The organism is Nostoc sp. UIC 10630 (assembly GCF_010747425.1).
Taxonomy (GTDB): Bacteria; Cyanobacteriota; Cyanobacteriia; order Cyanobacteriales; family Nostocaceae; genus Nostoc.
On the sequence record NZ_JAAGOG010000044.1, the window covers coordinates 15,685 to 33,186 of the forward strand.

A 17,502-nucleotide genomic window follows, 5' to 3' on the forward strand; every position below is an offset into this window, starting at 1 on the left:
CATGGGTTTTTGGAAAACTTGGTTTAGTACTCCTGAATCTGTAGCGACAACTAGGACAAACCCTTTTGAAGAACGTGTGGATGCTGCGGGCAACTCCAACTCCAGCAGCATTAGCGAAGCTTCTTCAAAGGAAACTCGCATCGTCTTCAGTACGGAGCGAGATATTGACCTGTATGAGCTAGAAGAACTCTGTGATGCAGTTGGTTGGTCGCGTCGTCCTCTAAGAAAAGTGAAAAAAGCTATTGAGCATAGTTTTCTTGTCGCCTCAATGTGGCAGGTGAGAGGAAACCAAAAGCGGCTCATTGGTTTTGCCCGCGCTACCTCAGATCACGCGTTTAATGCCACTATTTGGGATGTCGTGGTTCACCCAGACTTTCAAAGTCAAGGACTGGGTAAAGCACTGATGAAATACGTTCTCAAAAAACTGAGAAGTGAAGAAATTAGTAATGTCACTCTCTTTGCAGATCCCCATGTTGTAGATTTCTACCGGACTATGGGGTTTATGGCTGATCCAGAAGGCATTAAAGGCATGTTCTGGTATCCTCACTAGCGCTCAATCAAAATAAAACCCGATTTGCATAAGAAAATCTATTATTTTGATGTAGTTTTGAAAGGTTCAGCCGACAAGGGCGCAAGTATATATCTTGTAGAACTAAGTCGGCAAAAAACCTTTATCGGTGTAAAAATCTAATCTATCTTGTTTTTGCTAAAGGAAAAAAGATTAGGCATAAGCCGTATGATGTGATATAGTGACCTTAATGCTTTTGGTAAAGCGCGAGCGCTTTAATGGGAAACTAAAACCAAACTTCCAAAAGTAGATGAGTATAACCGGGATGTAGCGCAGCTTGGTAGCGCGCCTGCTTTGGGAGCAGGATGCCGCAGGTTCAAATCCTGTCATCCCGATTTAAGTGATATTATTTAAAAGTTTACTTGCTAGGCGATGCAATTAAATTGTACATTTTTACGGATAATAGCAATTTGCCTGTTATGGTGTTGGGTTAAATGTTGAAGCCTAACAAGCAAATTTCACCCTGAAGCAGTAAGATATTGCTGATACTGGAATTTGTATCGATTTGAGAAGATATTAAAGCAAACACGATGGAACGATTGATTAAGTAATAGCGTCACCCGATCTTAGAGAAAGCCGATAGAATGGCATTTATCATATCTAAGGTCGAGAGACTAAGAGACTTTTCACCGTTTGAAAAGACATATACTAGGCATCTACAGCATTTCGTGGTGAATAGCAAAGCGAAATCGAGAAGAACACAACTTTAGTACTGTCGATTTGTGAAACCGATTATAGCAACCCTCAATAGCTGGGGAATATTGGATTTTGACCGTTGATGCTTAACACTAAACCTCAACGCGCACAATGAATTTTTCCCAACTGAAATAGATTGCTATATAACTAAAGCTAGTTGGTGCTGTGCAAATCCAACCATTTGTTTAATTTAATTAGATTATTGATGCGAGGAGCAGTCATGAAATCATTTATTCGCTTAGGCGCAACATTGGGTATAGCTGGCAGTGTATTTTTAGCGGGACTTTCAGGAATAGGCAATCTACCGGGAATAGGCAATCTAGAGGCGGTAGCGTTGCCACAAGATCAGATAGTGAAAAAGCTCCAAGAAGTACCTGTATTCACCTTGACTAATCCTAAAGGCGAATTTGTAGTTCTTTCGAGGAAAAACAACGCGTCCAAGCCGATCTCACAAGTAGGATTTTTTATTAGCAAGCAAGATGCTCAAAAATTCCTTGATAATCGGCTCAAAAAAGAAAATCCCCAATTGGCTAGCACTTTACAGGTGAGACCTTTATCCCTGGCAGACTACTATAAAATAGTCCAAGAAAGCAAAAAGAAATCAGACTCTGTAATTTATACTTTAGTCCCGACGCAAGCACAGGTAGCTTCAGCAACAAGTATGCTGAATCAAAATGGTAAAAAAGGGGAGCAATTCAATGGGATTCCCTTATTTGTACCCAAATTTAAGAAAGATAATAGCTATTTGACCATTCCCCTGGCAAAAGGCAACGAGCGATTCATCCCATTTTTCTTTGAAAAAGAGCAAGCAGTGGCTCTATTAGACCAATTCAAAAAAGCCGTACCCAAGGAAGCAGAGAACACTGAAATTCAGGTAGTGGATTTGTACGGTGTTATGGAGGCTCTTAATAGCAGCACCGATCCTAGTATCAATAAAATTGTTCTGTATCCATCACGGGAGTCCATCAATTTTATTCGCTCACTTGCGCCGAATCAATCGCCAGCTGCTGCGCCCGCTCCGAAAAAATAACGGTTATGTACTCCAAGGTTGAGGCATGGGGGAGAAGCATCTGATAGTTTCTGGTTTACAACTTTGGCAGTGGCGAAATACAGCCCTTGAAGCAGCGATCGCCACTGATGTGCCAACAATGGAGGTAGATTGGCTACTCTTAGAAGTTGCTGGGTTAGACCGCTTGGCACTGCGTTTGGAATCCTTTAAAAACTGGCCGCAAATTCAGCTGCAATTACCTCTAGAAAAGTTAGACCAGCTATGGCAGAGGCGATTAAACGATCGCTTACCAGTGCAGTATATTGCCGGAGTGACACCTTGGCGTAACTTTCAAATTGCGGTGTCAAGTGCCGTTTTGATTCCCAGACCAGAGACAGAGAGCTTAATTGATTTAGCTTTAGCAGCAGCAAGCGGTGTATCAGGACATTGGGCAGATTTAGGTACTGGCAGTGGAGCGATCGCCATCGGATTAGCAGATGTCTTGCCAACAGCAACAATTCATGCAGTTGATTACAGTTTAGAAGCTCTAGCGATCGCCAGAACCAACGCTGCTAATTTGGGTTTTGCTGACCGGATTAAATTTTATCAAGGTTCTTGGTGGGAGCCACTAGCATTTCTCAAAGGTCAGTTTAGTGGTATGGTGTCGAATCCTCCTTACATACCCACCAGCACCTTACCTACACTGCAACCAGAAGTAGTTAACCATGAACCACATCTAGCTTTGGATGGTGGCGGTGATGGCTTAGATTGCATTCGCCATTTGATAGAAATTTCTCCCAGTTATTTACAATCTGGCGGTGTATGGTTAATTGAGATGATGGCAGGACAGGCGGATGCAGTGCGAGAACTTTTGCAAAATCAAGGTAGCTATTGTAAGATTCAAATTCACGCTGATTTAGCTGGAATTGAACGCTTTGCCCTTGCCTACAAAAGTTAGGAAATAGGGTATGGGGTATGGAGCATGGGGCATAGCACATAGGGAAAATGCTCCATGCTCTATACCTGTACCCATAAAAATGACACAAGTTTCTTTAACAAATCTAATAGCTGGCGCACAGGCTGGTTTTTTGGTAAGCTTTCCCACTGATACTGTTCCTGCACTTGCAGCGATACCAGAAAAAGCCGGGTTAATTTTTACGGCGAAGCAACGCAGTCAAGACAAACCTTTGATTTTGATGGCTGCTAGTGCTGAAGATTTGTGGCTCTATGTTAAAGGTAGTGAAAACGAGTATAAAGTTTGGCAAGAACTAGTTGAGAAACATTGGCCAGGAGGGCTGACATTAGTTTTGCCAGCAAGTGAACGATTGCCAAAAGTCATGAACCCTGTTGATCCAACGACAATTGGTATTCGAGTCCCGAACAGTGCGATCGCTCGAACTATTTTGGCGCAAACAGGCCCCCTTGCTACCACTAGCGCTAATTTTTCTGGTCAGCCACCTTTGCAAAGGATGGCAGAAATTGAGACTCAGTTTCCCCAGGTTTTGACTCTAACAACAACAGAATGTCAGGGTGAAACAGCAGCAATGGGTATACCTTCCACCGTTGCTAAATGGACAGGCATAAATTGGCAGATTTTACGACAAGGTGCGATAAAGTTAGACATTTCGAGTGATAAATAGATATAGGTAGTTATAATGTTGTTTTCCTGATTTTCACAACAGAGAAATCTGGAACTTTAGTCTGCGCTGTTGTGGTCAATTAACAAGTTAATAATTGCCTAATTATGAATTGGATCAACTGGATATATCTAGGAGCAGGACTCGCACTAGGTATGATTTTCTATCGGTTATTTGTGCTATGGCTACGCCCGCCGCAGGCATCAGCAAATGTTTTATCTAGCTCATCTCTAATAGCGCCATTAGATCAAGAAGAGATGCCACCAATATCACAACAGCTACAGCAAACGCAGCTGGCATACTTTATGGCAAGGGAAATGAGCCAGTTTAAAGCTGGTTTTTTGGCACGAACTACCCATGAATTGCGATCGCCTCTCAATGGTTTGATTGGCTTGCATCAATTAATTTTGTCAGATTTATGTGAAGATCCGGCTGAAGAAAGAGAATTTATTGGTCAAGCTCACGAACGAACGCTGAAGCTACTCAAGCTGATAGATGAAATTCTCACCGTTGCGAGAACGGAACACGGTACTAATAAATTAGATATTCAGCCCCGACCGTTAGCGCAAATTTTGGAAGAGGTTCATAAATTAACTTATATGCTGGCGGCTAATCGCAATTTTCCTTTGCAATTGTTACCCGCCGATCCAGAAATTTATGTTTTAGCAGATTATCTCTGGCTCCGCCAAATATTGATCAGTTTAATAGACACTGCCATTACTCAAATGGAGGAAGGCAGTATTTGTATTTCTAGCAATATCTTACCTACAAATAATTTTGTAACCATTTGGCTGGATGTTCCAACTCATGCTATACCCTCAAGCGAGCCGATTGATTTGCTCAAATCTGATGAGCAGCAGCTCCAAATTGATCAAAAGGCTGCTCTTTCCCCAGGAATGAGGTTATTAATCAATCAGACTTTAGTGGAAGTTATGGGAGGAAAGTTAGAAATCCTGCCTTCGACCATTGCCAAGGAACCACATCAGGAGATTACCAGACTACAAATCTCTATCCCCCTAGTGATTCCTGAAGCTGAACTTCTGTAGCAGCAACAAAAACACGGTTAGCTAGGTTGTGTAGCACCATTGTAGTGGTGGTATTGGTTTGAAAACCCATCTTTTCGTAGAAGCCCTGCTGGTGAGTAGTCATCAGATAAACGCGCTCAACCCACCTCATGCGGGGATGACACAAAACGGTTTCTACTAACTTGCTTCCCAACCCACTACTTTGATAATCTGGATGAATGACAACATCCCAAATTGTGGCGCGATATATGCCATCAGATGTTGCTCTAGCAAAGCCAATGAGTCGATCGCTATCCGAGACAGAAATCACTGGTTCACTATTGGCAACGGCTATACCTAAATCTTCAATACTGCGTCCCTTTGCCCAGAAAGCTGAAACGTTTAACAGTTCTTGGAGTTGGTAAAGGTCAATTTCAGATTTGCGTTCGCTAAATTGAATCTGAGACTCGTTCATTTATGGCATCCACTTTTGGCAATATCTTTGTATATTTAAGTCATATTTTGCTAAAAATTGCTGTACGTGTATATGTATATGCAACGAGAAAAAAAAATTAATGACAAACCCACTTCCACAGAGGATGACTTGGCCCCTGCTGACGTATCCGATAAACTTGTTTTTCTAAACGTTGTTTTTCCGGCTTTGGGAGTCCAAATAAGATATTTCGACTTTGCCAAACTAAAACAGCAGCAGTCATCCCAATACAAAAGGCTAAACCGAAGGTAGACAGTGGATGGTAGAAGAGTCCATATCGCACCGCTACCCAGGTAAAATATTGTTGCCACAGAGAAATTTCTGCACGTAGACCCCACAAGCTAACAGGTGCAATGGTGAGCCACAAACCGCCGACAAACAGCCATCTACCGTATAATGTCAGCTTGTGTAGCCTTTGCACTTGTTGAATAAAGGATGCGTCAGAGTTCTCAAATTCTGGATTAGGGATTAATGGTTCTTCAGGTTGATCCATAGAAGAATAAAATTCCAAAGCATAGGTGAGCAATTTAAAATGCTTTAACCCAATTGTGAAATGCACACAAGTTTAACTATCCTGAGAACTGGTGGATGTATCAATCGGCTCTACGCTTTCTAACACTTGGGATTCATCCCTCTCTCGCCACCAAGTAAGGAGAGTACTAGCGATGAAAATACTTGAATAAGCTCCCATCGTGAACCCAATAATCAAAGCTAGAGCGAAATATCTCAGTGTTTCTCCACCAAATAGAAAGATGGAAGTTAATGTCAACAGCACGGTTAAGGTCGTGTTGATCGATCTTGTCAAAGTTTGGTTAACCGCATCATCGACAATTTCGGCAATTGGGTGTTCAGGATTGATTTTAATGGTTTCCCGAATGCGATCGTAAATCACCACTGTGTCGTTGACTGAGAAACCTGTGATGGTCAGTAAGGCGACGATAAAAAGGCTATCTACTTCGATGCCCGCTACCAAACCCAAAAGTGAAAAAGCCCCAACTGTGATCAAGATATCGTGAAATAGGGCAACGATCGCAAACACAGCATAATCTAACTGGAAGCGGAAGCTCATATAGATAGTAATACCAATGAAGGAAACTATCAGAGCTAAGATCCCAGACCTCAATAGTTCTTTTCCCAAGGTAGGGCCAACGGAGTCAATTTGATTTTTTTGCGGATCAAAAACCCCAATTTCTTCGCTTAAAGCATTTTGCAACTTGGTGCGCTGATCGACAGTCAAATCTTTTGTCCGAATTAGTACACCATTTTCTGCACCATTTTCGGAGATAAGTTGGATGCTGCTATCAGCTAGTCCCTGCGCTTTTGCTACTTCCCGGACAGCGTTGATATCAATTGGTTTGTCGCAATTGCCAGGTTTAGTGCAATCTCGGACAAACTGTAACCTTGTACCACCGATAAAATCTAAACCGGGGCGTAAGGGTGCGTGAATATTGGGTTGTTGCCAAGAAATCACCATTGAGATGATACCAGCAAGAATAATCGCAGTAGAAATAGTCCACCAAAGCGATCGCGATTTGTTAATACTCAGTTTCATGGAGTCACCTCTGCCTTATTCGATGTTGGCAGGTTTGGACAGAAAAGTTCTGTCTTCCGCAAGGAGGGAATTGAAATTGCCAAAAACAGCAATGTCCGACTACAAGTAATTGCGGTAAACATACTCACAGCCACCCCCAAGGCTAAGGTAAGAGCAAAGCCTTTGACTAAACCAGACCCCAGCCAAAACAGGGCAGCACAAGCAATCCATGTAGTGACGTTGCTATCTAAAATACTAGAAAATGCTCGGTAAAAACCAGATTCTACTGAACGATACAGGGATTTACCTGCTCGTAATTCTTCCCGTGTCCGTTCAAAAATTAGGACATTGGCATCAACCGCCATCCCAATACTGAGGATAAAACCAGCAATTCCCGGCAAAGTTAGGGTGACACCCAATAAAGCAAAGGTTGACCAAGTTAAGAGGGAATAGATCACTAGTGACACATCCGCAATCAATCCTGGTAGTCGATAGTAAACCACCATGAATATTAATACCAAAGTCAGACCACCAACTCCAGCATAAATACTACTTTGAATACTATCTTTACCTAATGTTGCCCCTACTGTCCGCCTTTCTGCGATTTCTACTGGTACGGGTAATGCGCCACCACGTAGCTGTACACCCAAGTTATTAGCTTCTTGTGCGGTAAATCTTCCTGTAATTACGGCAGAGCCACCAGTAATACCTGCGGCGGCAAATTCTATACCTACACTAGGAGCGCTGATCAGTTCATTGTCTAGAAAAACACCAATACTCCGCCCAGTACCGGCAAGATTCTTCGTCAAATTGGCAAACAGTTCACCACCCTTTTGGTCGAAGCGAATGGTAACGTGCCAGTTGTTACCTTGAGTTGGTTCACCATAAGCATCCTTGAGGTATTTGCCACCTAGTGGTGGATTAGTGCTTTCAAACAATTCTGCGATCGCTTGATTATTTTTTTGTAAATCTTCTTGATTCTTAGCTATTGCTGCTTTGTCACTACTCTTTCTCAACTCTTCTTGCTTGACTTTCAATTCGGCTCTAGATGTTTGGAAAGCACGCAGTGGGATTTCTGTATTTGGCTTTTGGGTACGAAATTCTAACTGCGCCGTCCCCCCTAACACTCGTTCGGCTTGCTCTGGATCGTTAACCCCTGGTAGTTGCACCAATATTTTATCTGCACCGACTGTTTGGATCAGTGGCTCAGAAACACCCAGACCATTAATCCGGCCTTCGACAACTTTCTTCACACCTTCCAATTCTCGTTCGGTGATTTTGGGAATTTCTGCTGATGGTTTCACCTGAATTGTTAGCTGTGAACCTCCCCGCAAGTCCAGTCCCAGGGGTATCGGAATTGTCGCAATCACCGTAAAAGCGGCGATTATCAGGACTAAAATCAAAATTAATAGCGATCGCTGTCTTTGCATACCATAACTCGCAACTGACAAACGCTATAATAGCGCTCTTTTGAGGAGTTATGAATGGGAAATAGGGAGTGGGAAGTTGGGAGTGGGAAGTCGTAGTTGAATTTCTTCCCCATTCCCTACTCCCTAAGTTATGAATGGGAAGTCAGAAGTAGTAGTTGAATCTCTTCTCTATTCCCTTAAACCCGCAACGCCACCATTTTTTCCACAGCTTCTACGATTTGCTCTGGTTGGATGATTGTTAGTCGTTCTAGATTGCCGTTGTAAGGCGTGGGGATATCTTGAGAAGAAAGCCGCAGTACTGGCGCATCTAATTCATCAAATAAGCGATCGTTTATTGAGGCGATGACTTCTGCTCCAATACCCGCAGTTCGCATGGATTCTTCCACAACAATGACTTTATGGGTTTTACGTACTGATGCACCAATTGTATCAAAATCTAATGGCTTGAGGGATATTAAATCGATAACTTCTGGATCGTAACCTTGTTTTTCAAGTGTTTTTACTGCTTGCAGCACATGATGCCGCATCCGAGAATAAGTGATAATTGTGACATCCTTTCCTTGGCGCACAACTTCGGCTTTATCTAAGGGTAGTAAATATTCTTCTTCTGGTAAATCTTCTTTCAAGTTGTAAAGCAAAACGTGTTCAAAGAACAACACGGGGTTATCATCGCGGATAGCTGATTTTAGTAGGCCTTTAGCGTTTCTTGGTGTCGAGCAGGCAACAATCTTCAAACCTGGTACAGCTTGGAAGTAAGTTTCTAATCGTTGGGAATGTTCTGCACCTAGCTGCCTTCCTACACCACCAGGGCCGCGAATTACCATCGGAATTTTAAAGTTACCGCCGGAAGTATAGCGCAGCATCCCAGCGTTGTTGGATATTTGGTTGAAGGCGAGCAATAAAAAGCCCATATTCATGCCTTCGATGATGGGACGTAAGCCAGTCATGGCTGCCCCTACTGCCATACCAGTGAAGCTATTTTCAGCGATGGGGGTGTCTAGAATGCGGAGTTCGCCATATTTTTGGTACAGGTCTTTGGTAACTTTGTAGGAACCGCCATAGTGTCCTACGTCTTCACCGAGAACGAATACGCTGGAGTCACGGGCCATTTCTTCATCAATGGCTTCGCGTAAGGCGTTGAAGAATAGTGTTTCTGCCATTTAGACCTTTTAGTACGATTATGGTTTTAGAATTTTATCGTGCTGTTGTCGCAAATACAGTGAGCGATCGCACTAGTTAGAGATTGGGTTTTTTAAACGAACTACCCCAAACATAGAGCGAGTAATTGCCATAACTATATCAAAGCTATTTAATTTAGATTTTAGAGGTTTTATGAGCGATCGCCTCTCACTCCGGCAAATCTGCTGATTTTTTTATGTAATAAGACTTAGATTAGCTGTATAAAATACATTCAATGCTTCTAGGCTGAAAGATACTAACTGACTGTAGGTCGAAACACAAAAGATAAACAAATGAGAACTTCATACTATTACAAAATCAAACCCACGCTAGAAGAAATTAGTGCAATTGTTAAGGATGTCAGACAAGAATTATGGTCTAATACATGAGAGTTATTCTTGATGTCAATGTTTGGATTTCAGCCTTGTTGTGGGGAGGTGTTCCTGGCAGAAAATTGCGTTTAGCAAAATATCAGCAAATTAATATATTTGCTTCTTAATTTTTATTATTAGAACTAGAAACAACTTTAAAACGTAATAAATTTCAACTACGACTATAGCAATCCTAAATAATTCGTGAAAATTACATCTCTCTTTCTTCTATCCTTCCTTTGTGCCCTTTGCGTCCTTCTCTAACGAGACGAAAATATCTCTCAAACTCCTATTTCTCCGTGTCCTCTGTGCCTCTGTGGTAGCCTACGGGAATATTCCTCCGTGTCTACGTTATTCCCTAACTCTTGCGTAAGTCCTAAAGAATCTCACGCCCAAACACCAAAACACAACTCTGCGTCTTCGCGCCTCTGCGTGAGATTTCCCACTAAATTAGTATTCAATATGCCTAGCCTACTTTAACCATCGCGCCGCATCTTTGGCATGGTAGGTCAAAATCAAGTCTGCACCAGCCCGTTTAAATCCAGTTAAAGTTTCCATAACCACGCGCTCTTCATCAATCCAACCATTGAGAGCCGCAGCTTTCACCATCGCATACTCGCCAGAAACATTGTAAGCCGCAACGGGTAAGTTACTCGCTTCCTTCACGCGCCAGATAATATCCATGTATGCCAAGGCTGGCTTAACCATGAGCATATCAGCACCTTCGGCGATATCCAAGTCAATCTCTTTAATTGCTTCGCGGGCGTTACCAGGGTCCATTTGGTAAGTTCGTCTGTCGCCAAATTGCGGTGTCGAGTCTGCGGCATCCCGAAATGGGCCATAATAACCCGAAGCATATTTAGCAGCATAAGACAAAATCGGCGTGTCTTGAAATCCTGCTTCATCCAAACCCTGACGAATTGCTTGCACAAACCCATCCATCATCCCAGAAGGCGCAATGATATCGGCACCAGCTCTGGCTTGAGAAACTGCTGTTTTCTTCAACAATTCCAAAGTTGGGTCATTTAAAACTCGTCCTGTTAAATCACCAACTTGTAGATAACCACAATGACCGTGGCTAGTGTACTCACACAAACAAGTATCAGCAATTACAATCAAATCTGGCACTGCTGCTTTTACCGCCGTCGCTGCTTTTTGGACGATACCACAATCATGCCAAGCACCAGTTGCATCTACATCTTTATCAGCCGGAATACCAAATAAAATAATAGAAGGAATTCCTAAGTCGTAAACTTCTTTTGCTTCTTCAACGATTTTATCTACCGAAAGTTGGTAGACTCCGGGCATGGATTTCACCTCATTAGCGATTCCCTCACCTGGTACGGCAAATAATGGGTAAATTAAATCGCTTGTTGTTAAAACAGTTTCACGAACCATCCGGCGCAGTTGAGGATGGGTACGCAGACGACGGGGGCGGTGTGTAGGAAACATAAAATTTTATGAAGAAAAACAACGCAAATGGACACAAAATAAAGCGTCACAAAAGCAGGCTAAAATTTTCCTGCCGTCAGACAGACTACAAACAGTGCTTAACTGTCCTTTGCCCTACTCTTAATCAAGTTGTGGGGCAATTTTGTATTCTACAGCTTGGTTGCACCTATCCAACGGACTGGGAAAAAAACGACATAATAAGCAATTCAAAATTCAAAATCGTCAGACCTTCTATTGGCAAAATCCTGGCGATTGGTTGTGTGCATCAAGGCACAACAGCTTAATAAAAATAACCAACAATTCCCAATGCCCAATGATAATTTCTTCTAAAGAAATCGGAAAATGTAGGGATAACGGAAGGGTATATCAGGATTGCTGAAAACTCCAATGAGCGCCCAAATTGTTAATCCCCAGTGTAATAGATATCCCAGACCAGCTAGTGGTCCCAATAATAATAGAGGTAACACTAACCAACCGAATAGAAAAAACAGCGCTCCTAGAATTGCACCATAAAACCAGACATTAAAGTGGAAATTGATAGATTCTTTGGCGTTTTCTTTAACAACAGGATCGTCAGATACAAGCAGTATGGCGATAGGTACACCGACAGATACCAATGTTGTGCTGAAAAAAATGGCTCCATGCGACAAGGCTGATAGAAGCTTTCGCTTGTCTGTGTCGTACATTGCTTTCTCCTCTTTAGTTAGATTGTTGTTTATACTACGACCCTATCACGAGCATCGTTGTCTTAAGATTAAAAGACTTGCCAGAGTTAAAAAAATTAAGCTAGCTAACAAACAAATACAATTATGTCTACTGAACTTCAGTCTGAACTTATTCAAGCAGTTGAACTGCGCCGCAACTTTGCGATTATATCTCACCCCGATGCGGGTAAAACGACACTAACAGAAAAGCTACTGCTGTACGGGGGTGCAATTCACGAAGCTGGGGCGGTTAAGGCGCGACGGGCACAGCGTAAGGCTACCTCTGACTGGATGGCGATGGAGCAACAACGGGGTATTTCCATTACCTCCACAGTGTTGCAATTTGAATACCAAAAGTGTCAAATCAATTTATTAGACACTCCCGGACACCAAGATTTCAGTGAAGATACTTATCGCACTCTCGCCGCTGCCGATAATGCAGTGATGTTAATTGATGCGGCAAAAGGCTTGGAACCCCAAACCCGCAAATTGTTTGAAGTGTGTAAGTTGCGCGGTATTCCGATTTTTACTTTTATCAACAAGCTCGATCGCCCCGGAAGAGAACCTCTGGAACTGTTGGATGAAATTGAGCAAGAATTGGGATTGCAAACCTATGCGGTCAATTGGCCGATTGGTATGGGCGATCGCTTTAAAGGTGTTTTTGACCGACACAAGCAACAAATTCACTTGTTTGAACGCAGTGCCCACGGTAGCCGAGAAGCCCGTGATACCATAGTCGAATTAGGCGATCCGAGAATAGAAGAGAAGCTAGAACAAAGCCTGTACTACCAACTGAAAAATGATTTAGAACTGCTAGATGGAGTTGGGCCAGAGCTAGATTTGCAGTTGGTACACGAAGGCAAAATGACACCTGTGTTCTTTGGTAGTGCCATGACGAACTTTGGGGTAGAGTTATTCCTCAAGTATTTCCTCGAATATGCCCTCAAACCCGGTTCTCACTACAGCAGTGTTGGCGAAGTTGCTCCTACATACCCGGAATTTTCGGGGTTTGTCTTTAAACTGCAAGCGAACATGGACCCGAAACACCGCGATCGCGTCGCATTTATCCGGGTCTGTACTGGTAAGTTTGAAAAAGATATGATGGTGAATCACGCTCGCATTGGTAAACTCATCCGTCTTTCTCGCCCGCAAAAACTCTTTGCTCAAGAGCGAGAATCGATTGATGTGGCTTATCCTGGCGATGTGATCGGTTTGAACAATCCCGGTGTTTTTGCGATCGGGGATACAATTTACACTGGACAAAAGCTCGAATATGAGGGGATTCCGTATTTTTCGCCGGAACTGTTTGCATCTCTGAGGAATCCCAACCCCTCGAAGTCTAAACAATTCCAAAAAGGCGTTGCGGAATTGCGCGAAGAAGGTGCTGTGCAAATTATGTATTCAACTGATGAAGCCAAGCGCGATCCAATTTTGGCGGCGGTGGGTCAGTTGCAATTTGAAGTAGTGCAGTTTCGCTTACAAAACGAGTATGGTGTAGAAACCATATTAGATTTATTGCCCTACAGTGTCGCCCGTTGGGTTGAGGGTGGTTGGGAAGCATTAGAAAAGGTGGGACGAATATTCAATACCACTACAGTTAAAGACAGTATGGGACGGCCAGTGTTGCTATTCCGCAATGAATGGAATTGTCAACAGTTACTGGGCGACCATCCAGAGTTAAAATTAAGCGCGATCGCTCCAGTATTTTCTAGTCAACAACCAGTGGAGGAATGAAGAAGAATACAGAATTCAGAATCCAGAATTCAGATGAAGACTCAACTGAATTCTGACCCCTGACTCCTGAATTCAATCTTTAATCATTCACTTGACAAGCAAAACTCGGGCGCGGTTGAGTTCCACGGCATCCGAGGTTCGCGCTTTTGCACAAACGTGGATCACCTAGAAGAGATTGGAGTGCCAGAATTTGTATGCCTTCACATGCCAAACCGTCTTTGGAGGCTGGTTTAATTGCCCTCAAGCAGGGAAATTACCAAACAGCGATCGCTCAACTAGAACCTATTGCTAGCAGCCAAAATAATGGTACTGCTAGCTTACAAGCCCAGGTTGGTTTAGTGATGGCTTATGCTCGCACTGGCGAAGTTCCCAAAGCGATCGCTATTTCCCAGAATCTCATTGAGAGTAACAATCCGCAAGTTCAAGAGTGGGCAACACGCGCTCTCGAACACCTGACAAAACGTAAGAAACGCGATCGAGAATCAAAAAATGTCGAAACTGGATTTGTAGCGTTTGATAACTCAACTCCAGATCCTCCTCCAGATTCTCCCCCAGTTACCCCCCCGGAAAATCCTACATTAGAGGAAAAGCCAGAAGAGCAAGTAATAGAAACTAAGAGCGACGACACCCCGCCGATGGTGCCACTACCTAGACTCAAAGCTACGGTAGCTACACCATTACCACCACCGGCTGCACCTTTAAACGGTTTTATGGGTTCTGTTACCCGCACCCAAGCTAAATTATTTGGTGTTATTTATTGGCGACAAGCACAACGCGCCAAAGCATGGCAACCTCTACGTAAACCAAAATTAATTCCCTTACGATTGCTAACAGCAGGAACATTCATTGCCCTATTTTGGGTGATGCGAGAAATCCTCAAGTTTGCAATGGGATTCATCAACCTGACTTTAGTCAAACTACCTTATCTGGAGCCGTTGCAGCTTTTATACAGCAACCCTACTAAATTGTTGCTAATAGTATTGGTGATTTTGATCGGTGTATCACCTTGGTTACTGGATCTGCTACTGGCGAACTTATATGGTCAGCGAGAATTTTCCAAAGATATATTGAATGCCCATAGCCGCGAAGCTGTGCGGGTGCTACAACGTTGTTGTCAACAGCGCCACTGGCCCTTACCCAAACTACGGATTTTACCAATGGCTGCACCAATTATCCTGACTTACGGTAGTTTACCACGTAATGCCAGGATTGTTGTGAGTCAAGGACTATTAGAGCAATTGGCAGATGATGAAATCGCGATTATTTATGCCACGCAGCTAGGGCACATTGCTCACTGGGATTTTTCTGTAATGTCTTTGTTGTTGCTGGTGACACTACCAATTTATAAGCTTTATCAGCAAATATCAGAGTTGGGAGACAAAATATCAAGGGAAATCTGGCGCTGGCCGGTGACAATTGTGGCTAGTCTCGTTTATGGACTTTGGGGTTTGCTAACTGGGACTGGATTGTGGTTGTCGCGGTTGCGGCTTTATTATAGCGATCGCGTCGCATCTGAAATCACCGGTAATCCCAACGCCCTGATTCGCGCTTTACTCAAAATTTCCATTGGTATTGCAGGTGATATTCAAAAAGAAGAACAGACCAGTTGGCAACTAGAAAGCTTAAATCTCTTGATACCAGTCGGCCATCAACAAAGCCTTTCTTTGGGCACCATTGCCAGCAATTTATCTTTTGAATCATTTTTGAAATGGGATACTGCCAATCCATACCGCCAATGGTTTACGATTAATAATAGTCATTCTTTGATGGGCGATCGCATCGAACGCCTCTGCAAAATAGCCCGTCACTGGCATCTAGACACCGAACTACATTTTGCTAGCGAACCATCAAGGGTTAAGCGTCAGTCTTTCTTATTACAAATCGCTCCCTGGCTGGGAATTCCTTTAGGGTTTCTGTTTGCAGCTTTGGTCTGGCTAACCTGGCAACTAGCATTCGTACTCAAGTTTTTAAATCTCAAGTGGATATATGAAGATTGGTCTTTCATTACAGGCTGCCTTCTAATTGGCTTTAGCATCGGTACAGTAATGCGGATTAATTCTTTTTTCCCTGACATCAAATCCGCCACTGTGCAAACTGATGACTACCTACCCAACCTATTAGCTGACCCTTGTGCCTTACCTATTGATAGCGTCAGTGTGCGCCTGGCCGGTAAACTATTAGGTCGTCAAGGTACTAGCAACTCCCTAGCACAAGATTTAATCCTCCAATCCAGCACGGGCTTGGTGAAATTACACCACATTTCTTGGCTAGGACAGTCAGTGAATCACCAGGATCTCATCGGTCGGCAAATTATCGTCACAGGTTGGTTCCGGCGAGGAGCAACACCTTGGATCGATGTCCACACCTTAGAAACTCAAAGTGGTAAAACTATTCATAGCCCTCATCCCATCTGGTCTACTTTTTTGGCAGTTGCAGCACAGGCTTTGGGCGCATACGTTTTTCTGACTGGTTAGTCATTGGTCATTTGTCATTGGTCATTGGTTATTTGCAAAGGACAAAGGACAAAGGACAACTGACAAATGGGAATGTAAACAAAAGTTGCAGATTATCTTTCAAAGTGTTACATTTATTTACACAAACAATAGCAGCCGACATAACTCAGCACTACAGCTTAGTCATGAATTCGGATGCTTTTCCCCCCTCCATACCTTTTTATCCTCCCAACACAGCAGGAAATCAACCAGCCACCGGCTGGTTTTTGTTTCAAATTATGCTCCCTTGAATAAAAAAATGTGTTTTATGTTACGATCCAGTAATACTAACGTTAGAAATGTATGCGCTAAACTAGCTACGTAGAAAATACCGTGGTAATGTAAGGAATGGTATTTGATTCTGCGAAAAAGGCATGGAAGAAAGCGTGTACTTTAGCAGGCAATAGGCTATTAAATTTACAATTCTTAGAATTAAGGTGTTATTAGCTCACCATTGTGTGGGCCTTTGGATTAAACAAGCTTGATCCCGACGAAAAACTGTATTGTATAGGTTGACAGTTTCGAGCAAAAAATTGGTTGATGGCAGTCTTGGTCAATAGCATCTATTTAAATTAAAAGCCAAAGCCAAGTGATTGTTTTCTCGCCTTGCCATGTTCATTTAACTCTGGAGGTATAGTTCATGTCCGTTCGCCTATATATAGGTAATTTGCCTAAAGAAGAAATCGATCGTCAAGATTTGCAAGCAGTTTTTGCAGCAGAAGGTGAAGCTGTAACTACTAAATTAATTAAAGACCGCAAAACTGGCAAATGCCGTGGTTTCGGTTTTCTTACCGTCAACAATGACGAACAAGCTGATGAAATCATTGAAAAGTATAATGGTCAGATGTTTAAAGACACTGCCATTAAGCTAGAAAAGGCATTACCTCGGACAAAGGGTGAAGAGGGCGACGAACAAGCTCCTAAACCAGTTACTCTGGCTGGTAGTAGTACGCCCACTCCTAGCGTTAATAGAGAAGGTAGAGAAGGTAGCCGTCGGGAGAAAAGCTCTAAAAAGCCCCGTCGTGGCGGCGGTGGCGGCGGTTCTCGCGACAACAGCACCACAACAACTACCGATTCAGACGCTATTCGTCCAGATCCTCGTTGGGCTTCGGAATTAGAAAAGCTGAAGCAGATGCTAGCTGCACAAACTACAAACTAATCCTTAAAGGAGAGAAATTAAAAATTAAAAGTCAGAATTTTTTTTGATTTTTAATTTTTAATTG

General features: G+C 42.9%; 16 protein-coding genes and 1 tRNA gene. 10 read left to right on the plus strand and 7 right to left on the minus strand.

Annotated features, from left to right (window positions below; genetic code table 11):
• Position 1 precedes the first annotated feature (1 nt).
• From G1O98_RS13290 to G1O98_RS13315, 6 genes are all read left to right on the plus strand, one after another.
• A complete protein-coding gene (locus tag G1O98_RS13290; RefSeq protein ID WP_163929243.1) occupies positions 2-550 on the plus strand; it encodes a GNAT family N-acetyltransferase in 549 nt (182 codons plus the stop codon).
• Positions 551-829: 279 nt separating this feature from the next.
• Positions 830-903, plus strand: a tRNA-Pro gene (locus G1O98_RS13295).
• Between the two features lie 581 nt (positions 904-1,484).
• On the plus strand, positions 1,485-2,294 hold the full coding sequence (locus G1O98_RS13300; protein WP_163929244.1) for a Tic22 family protein: 810 nt from the start codon (positions 1,485-1,487) through the stop codon (positions 2,292-2,294).
• Between the two features lie 25 nt (positions 2,295-2,319).
• Positions 2,320-3,210 (plus strand): peptide chain release factor N(5)-glutamine methyltransferase, encoded by an 891-nt coding sequence (gene prmC, locus G1O98_RS13305; RefSeq protein WP_163929245.1) that lies wholly within the window; start codon positions 2,320-2,322, stop codon positions 3,208-3,210.
• A 79-nt stretch (positions 3,211-3,289) separates the two neighbouring features.
• Positions 3,290-3,892, plus strand: a complete 603-nt coding sequence (locus G1O98_RS13310; RefSeq protein ID WP_163929246.1) for an L-threonylcarbamoyladenylate synthase — start codon at positions 3,290-3,292, stop codon at positions 3,890-3,892.
• Positions 3,893-3,996: 104 nt separating this feature from the next.
• Entirely contained in the window at positions 3,997-4,935 is a 939-nt protein-coding gene (locus tag G1O98_RS13315) for a HAMP domain-containing sensor histidine kinase (RefSeq protein WP_163929247.1), read from the plus strand.
• Here the strand turns inward: G1O98_RS13315 and G1O98_RS13320 are convergent.
• The 6 genes from G1O98_RS13320 to hemB form a co-directional block, all read right to left on the minus strand.
• The gene (locus tag G1O98_RS13320) at positions 4,898-5,368 is read right to left on the minus strand and encodes a GNAT family N-acetyltransferase (RefSeq protein ID WP_163929248.1); all 471 of its coding nucleotides are present in this window, start codon (positions 5,366-5,368) and stop codon (positions 4,898-4,900) included. The two genes, G1O98_RS13315 and G1O98_RS13320, sit on opposite strands and share 38 nt — an antisense overlap.
• Before the next feature lie 97 nt (positions 5,369-5,465).
• Positions 5,466-5,879: a hypothetical protein gene (locus G1O98_RS13325; RefSeq protein WP_163929249.1), complete on the minus strand. Its 414-nt coding sequence runs from the start codon at positions 5,877-5,879 to the stop codon at positions 5,466-5,468.
• Between the two features lie 72 nt (positions 5,880-5,951).
• Complete coding sequence (gene secF / locus G1O98_RS13330) at positions 5,952-6,938, minus strand: protein translocase subunit SecF (RefSeq protein WP_163929250.1); 987 nt, start codon at positions 6,936-6,938, stop codon at positions 5,952-5,954.
• Positions 6,935-8,347 (minus strand): protein translocase subunit SecD, encoded by a 1,413-nt coding sequence (secD, locus tag G1O98_RS13335; protein WP_163929265.1) that lies wholly within the window; start codon positions 8,345-8,347, stop codon positions 6,935-6,937. The genes secF and secD overlap by 4 nt, the downstream gene beginning before the upstream one ends.
• Positions 8,348-8,523: 176 nt before the next feature.
• Positions 8,524-9,507, minus strand: a complete 984-nt coding sequence (locus G1O98_RS13340) for an alpha-ketoacid dehydrogenase subunit beta (protein WP_012410204.1) — start codon at positions 9,505-9,507, stop codon at positions 8,524-8,526.
• An 861-nt stretch (positions 9,508-10,368) separates the two neighbouring features.
• Positions 10,369-11,349 (minus strand): porphobilinogen synthase, encoded by a 981-nt coding sequence (gene hemB / locus G1O98_RS13345; RefSeq protein ID WP_163929251.1) that lies wholly within the window; start codon positions 11,347-11,349, stop codon positions 10,369-10,371.
• A gap of 8 nt (positions 11,350-11,357) precedes the next feature.
• Here hemB and G1O98_RS13350 point away from each other — a divergent pair, with 8 nt between their 5' ends.
• Positions 11,358-11,633 (plus strand): hypothetical protein, encoded by a 276-nt coding sequence (locus G1O98_RS13350; protein WP_163929252.1) that lies wholly within the window; start codon positions 11,358-11,360, stop codon positions 11,631-11,633.
• Between the two features lie 42 nt (positions 11,634-11,675).
• Here the strand turns inward: G1O98_RS13350 and G1O98_RS13355 are convergent, their stop codons facing one another.
• Positions 11,676-12,035 carry a DUF4870 domain-containing protein gene (locus tag G1O98_RS13355; RefSeq protein ID WP_012410202.1) on the minus strand — a complete coding sequence of 120 codons (360 nt, stop codon included), beginning with the start codon at positions 12,033-12,035 and terminating at the stop codon, positions 11,676-11,678.
• A 123-nt stretch (positions 12,036-12,158) separates the two neighbouring features.
• Here G1O98_RS13355 and prfC point away from each other — a divergent pair, with 123 nt between their 5' ends.
• The 3 genes from prfC to G1O98_RS13370 all read left to right on the plus strand — a co-directional run bounded on the left by prfC (position 12,159) and on the right by G1O98_RS13370 (position 17,438).
• The gene (gene prfC / locus G1O98_RS13360) at positions 12,159-13,787 is read left to right on the plus strand and encodes a peptide chain release factor 3 (protein ID WP_114081170.1); all 1,629 of its coding nucleotides are present in this window, start codon (positions 12,159-12,161) and stop codon (positions 13,785-13,787) included.
• Positions 13,788-13,981: 194 nt separating this feature from the next.
• Positions 13,982-16,261: a M48 family metalloprotease gene (locus G1O98_RS13365; protein ID WP_163929253.1), complete on the plus strand. Its 2,280-nt coding sequence runs from the start codon at positions 13,982-13,984 to the stop codon at positions 16,259-16,261.
• A gap of 658 nt (positions 16,262-16,919) precedes the next feature.
• Positions 16,920-17,438, plus strand: a complete 519-nt coding sequence (locus G1O98_RS13370) for an RNA-binding protein (protein WP_114081172.1) — start codon at positions 16,920-16,922, stop codon at positions 17,436-17,438.
• The last annotated feature ends 64 nt before the right edge of the window (positions 17,439-17,502 follow it).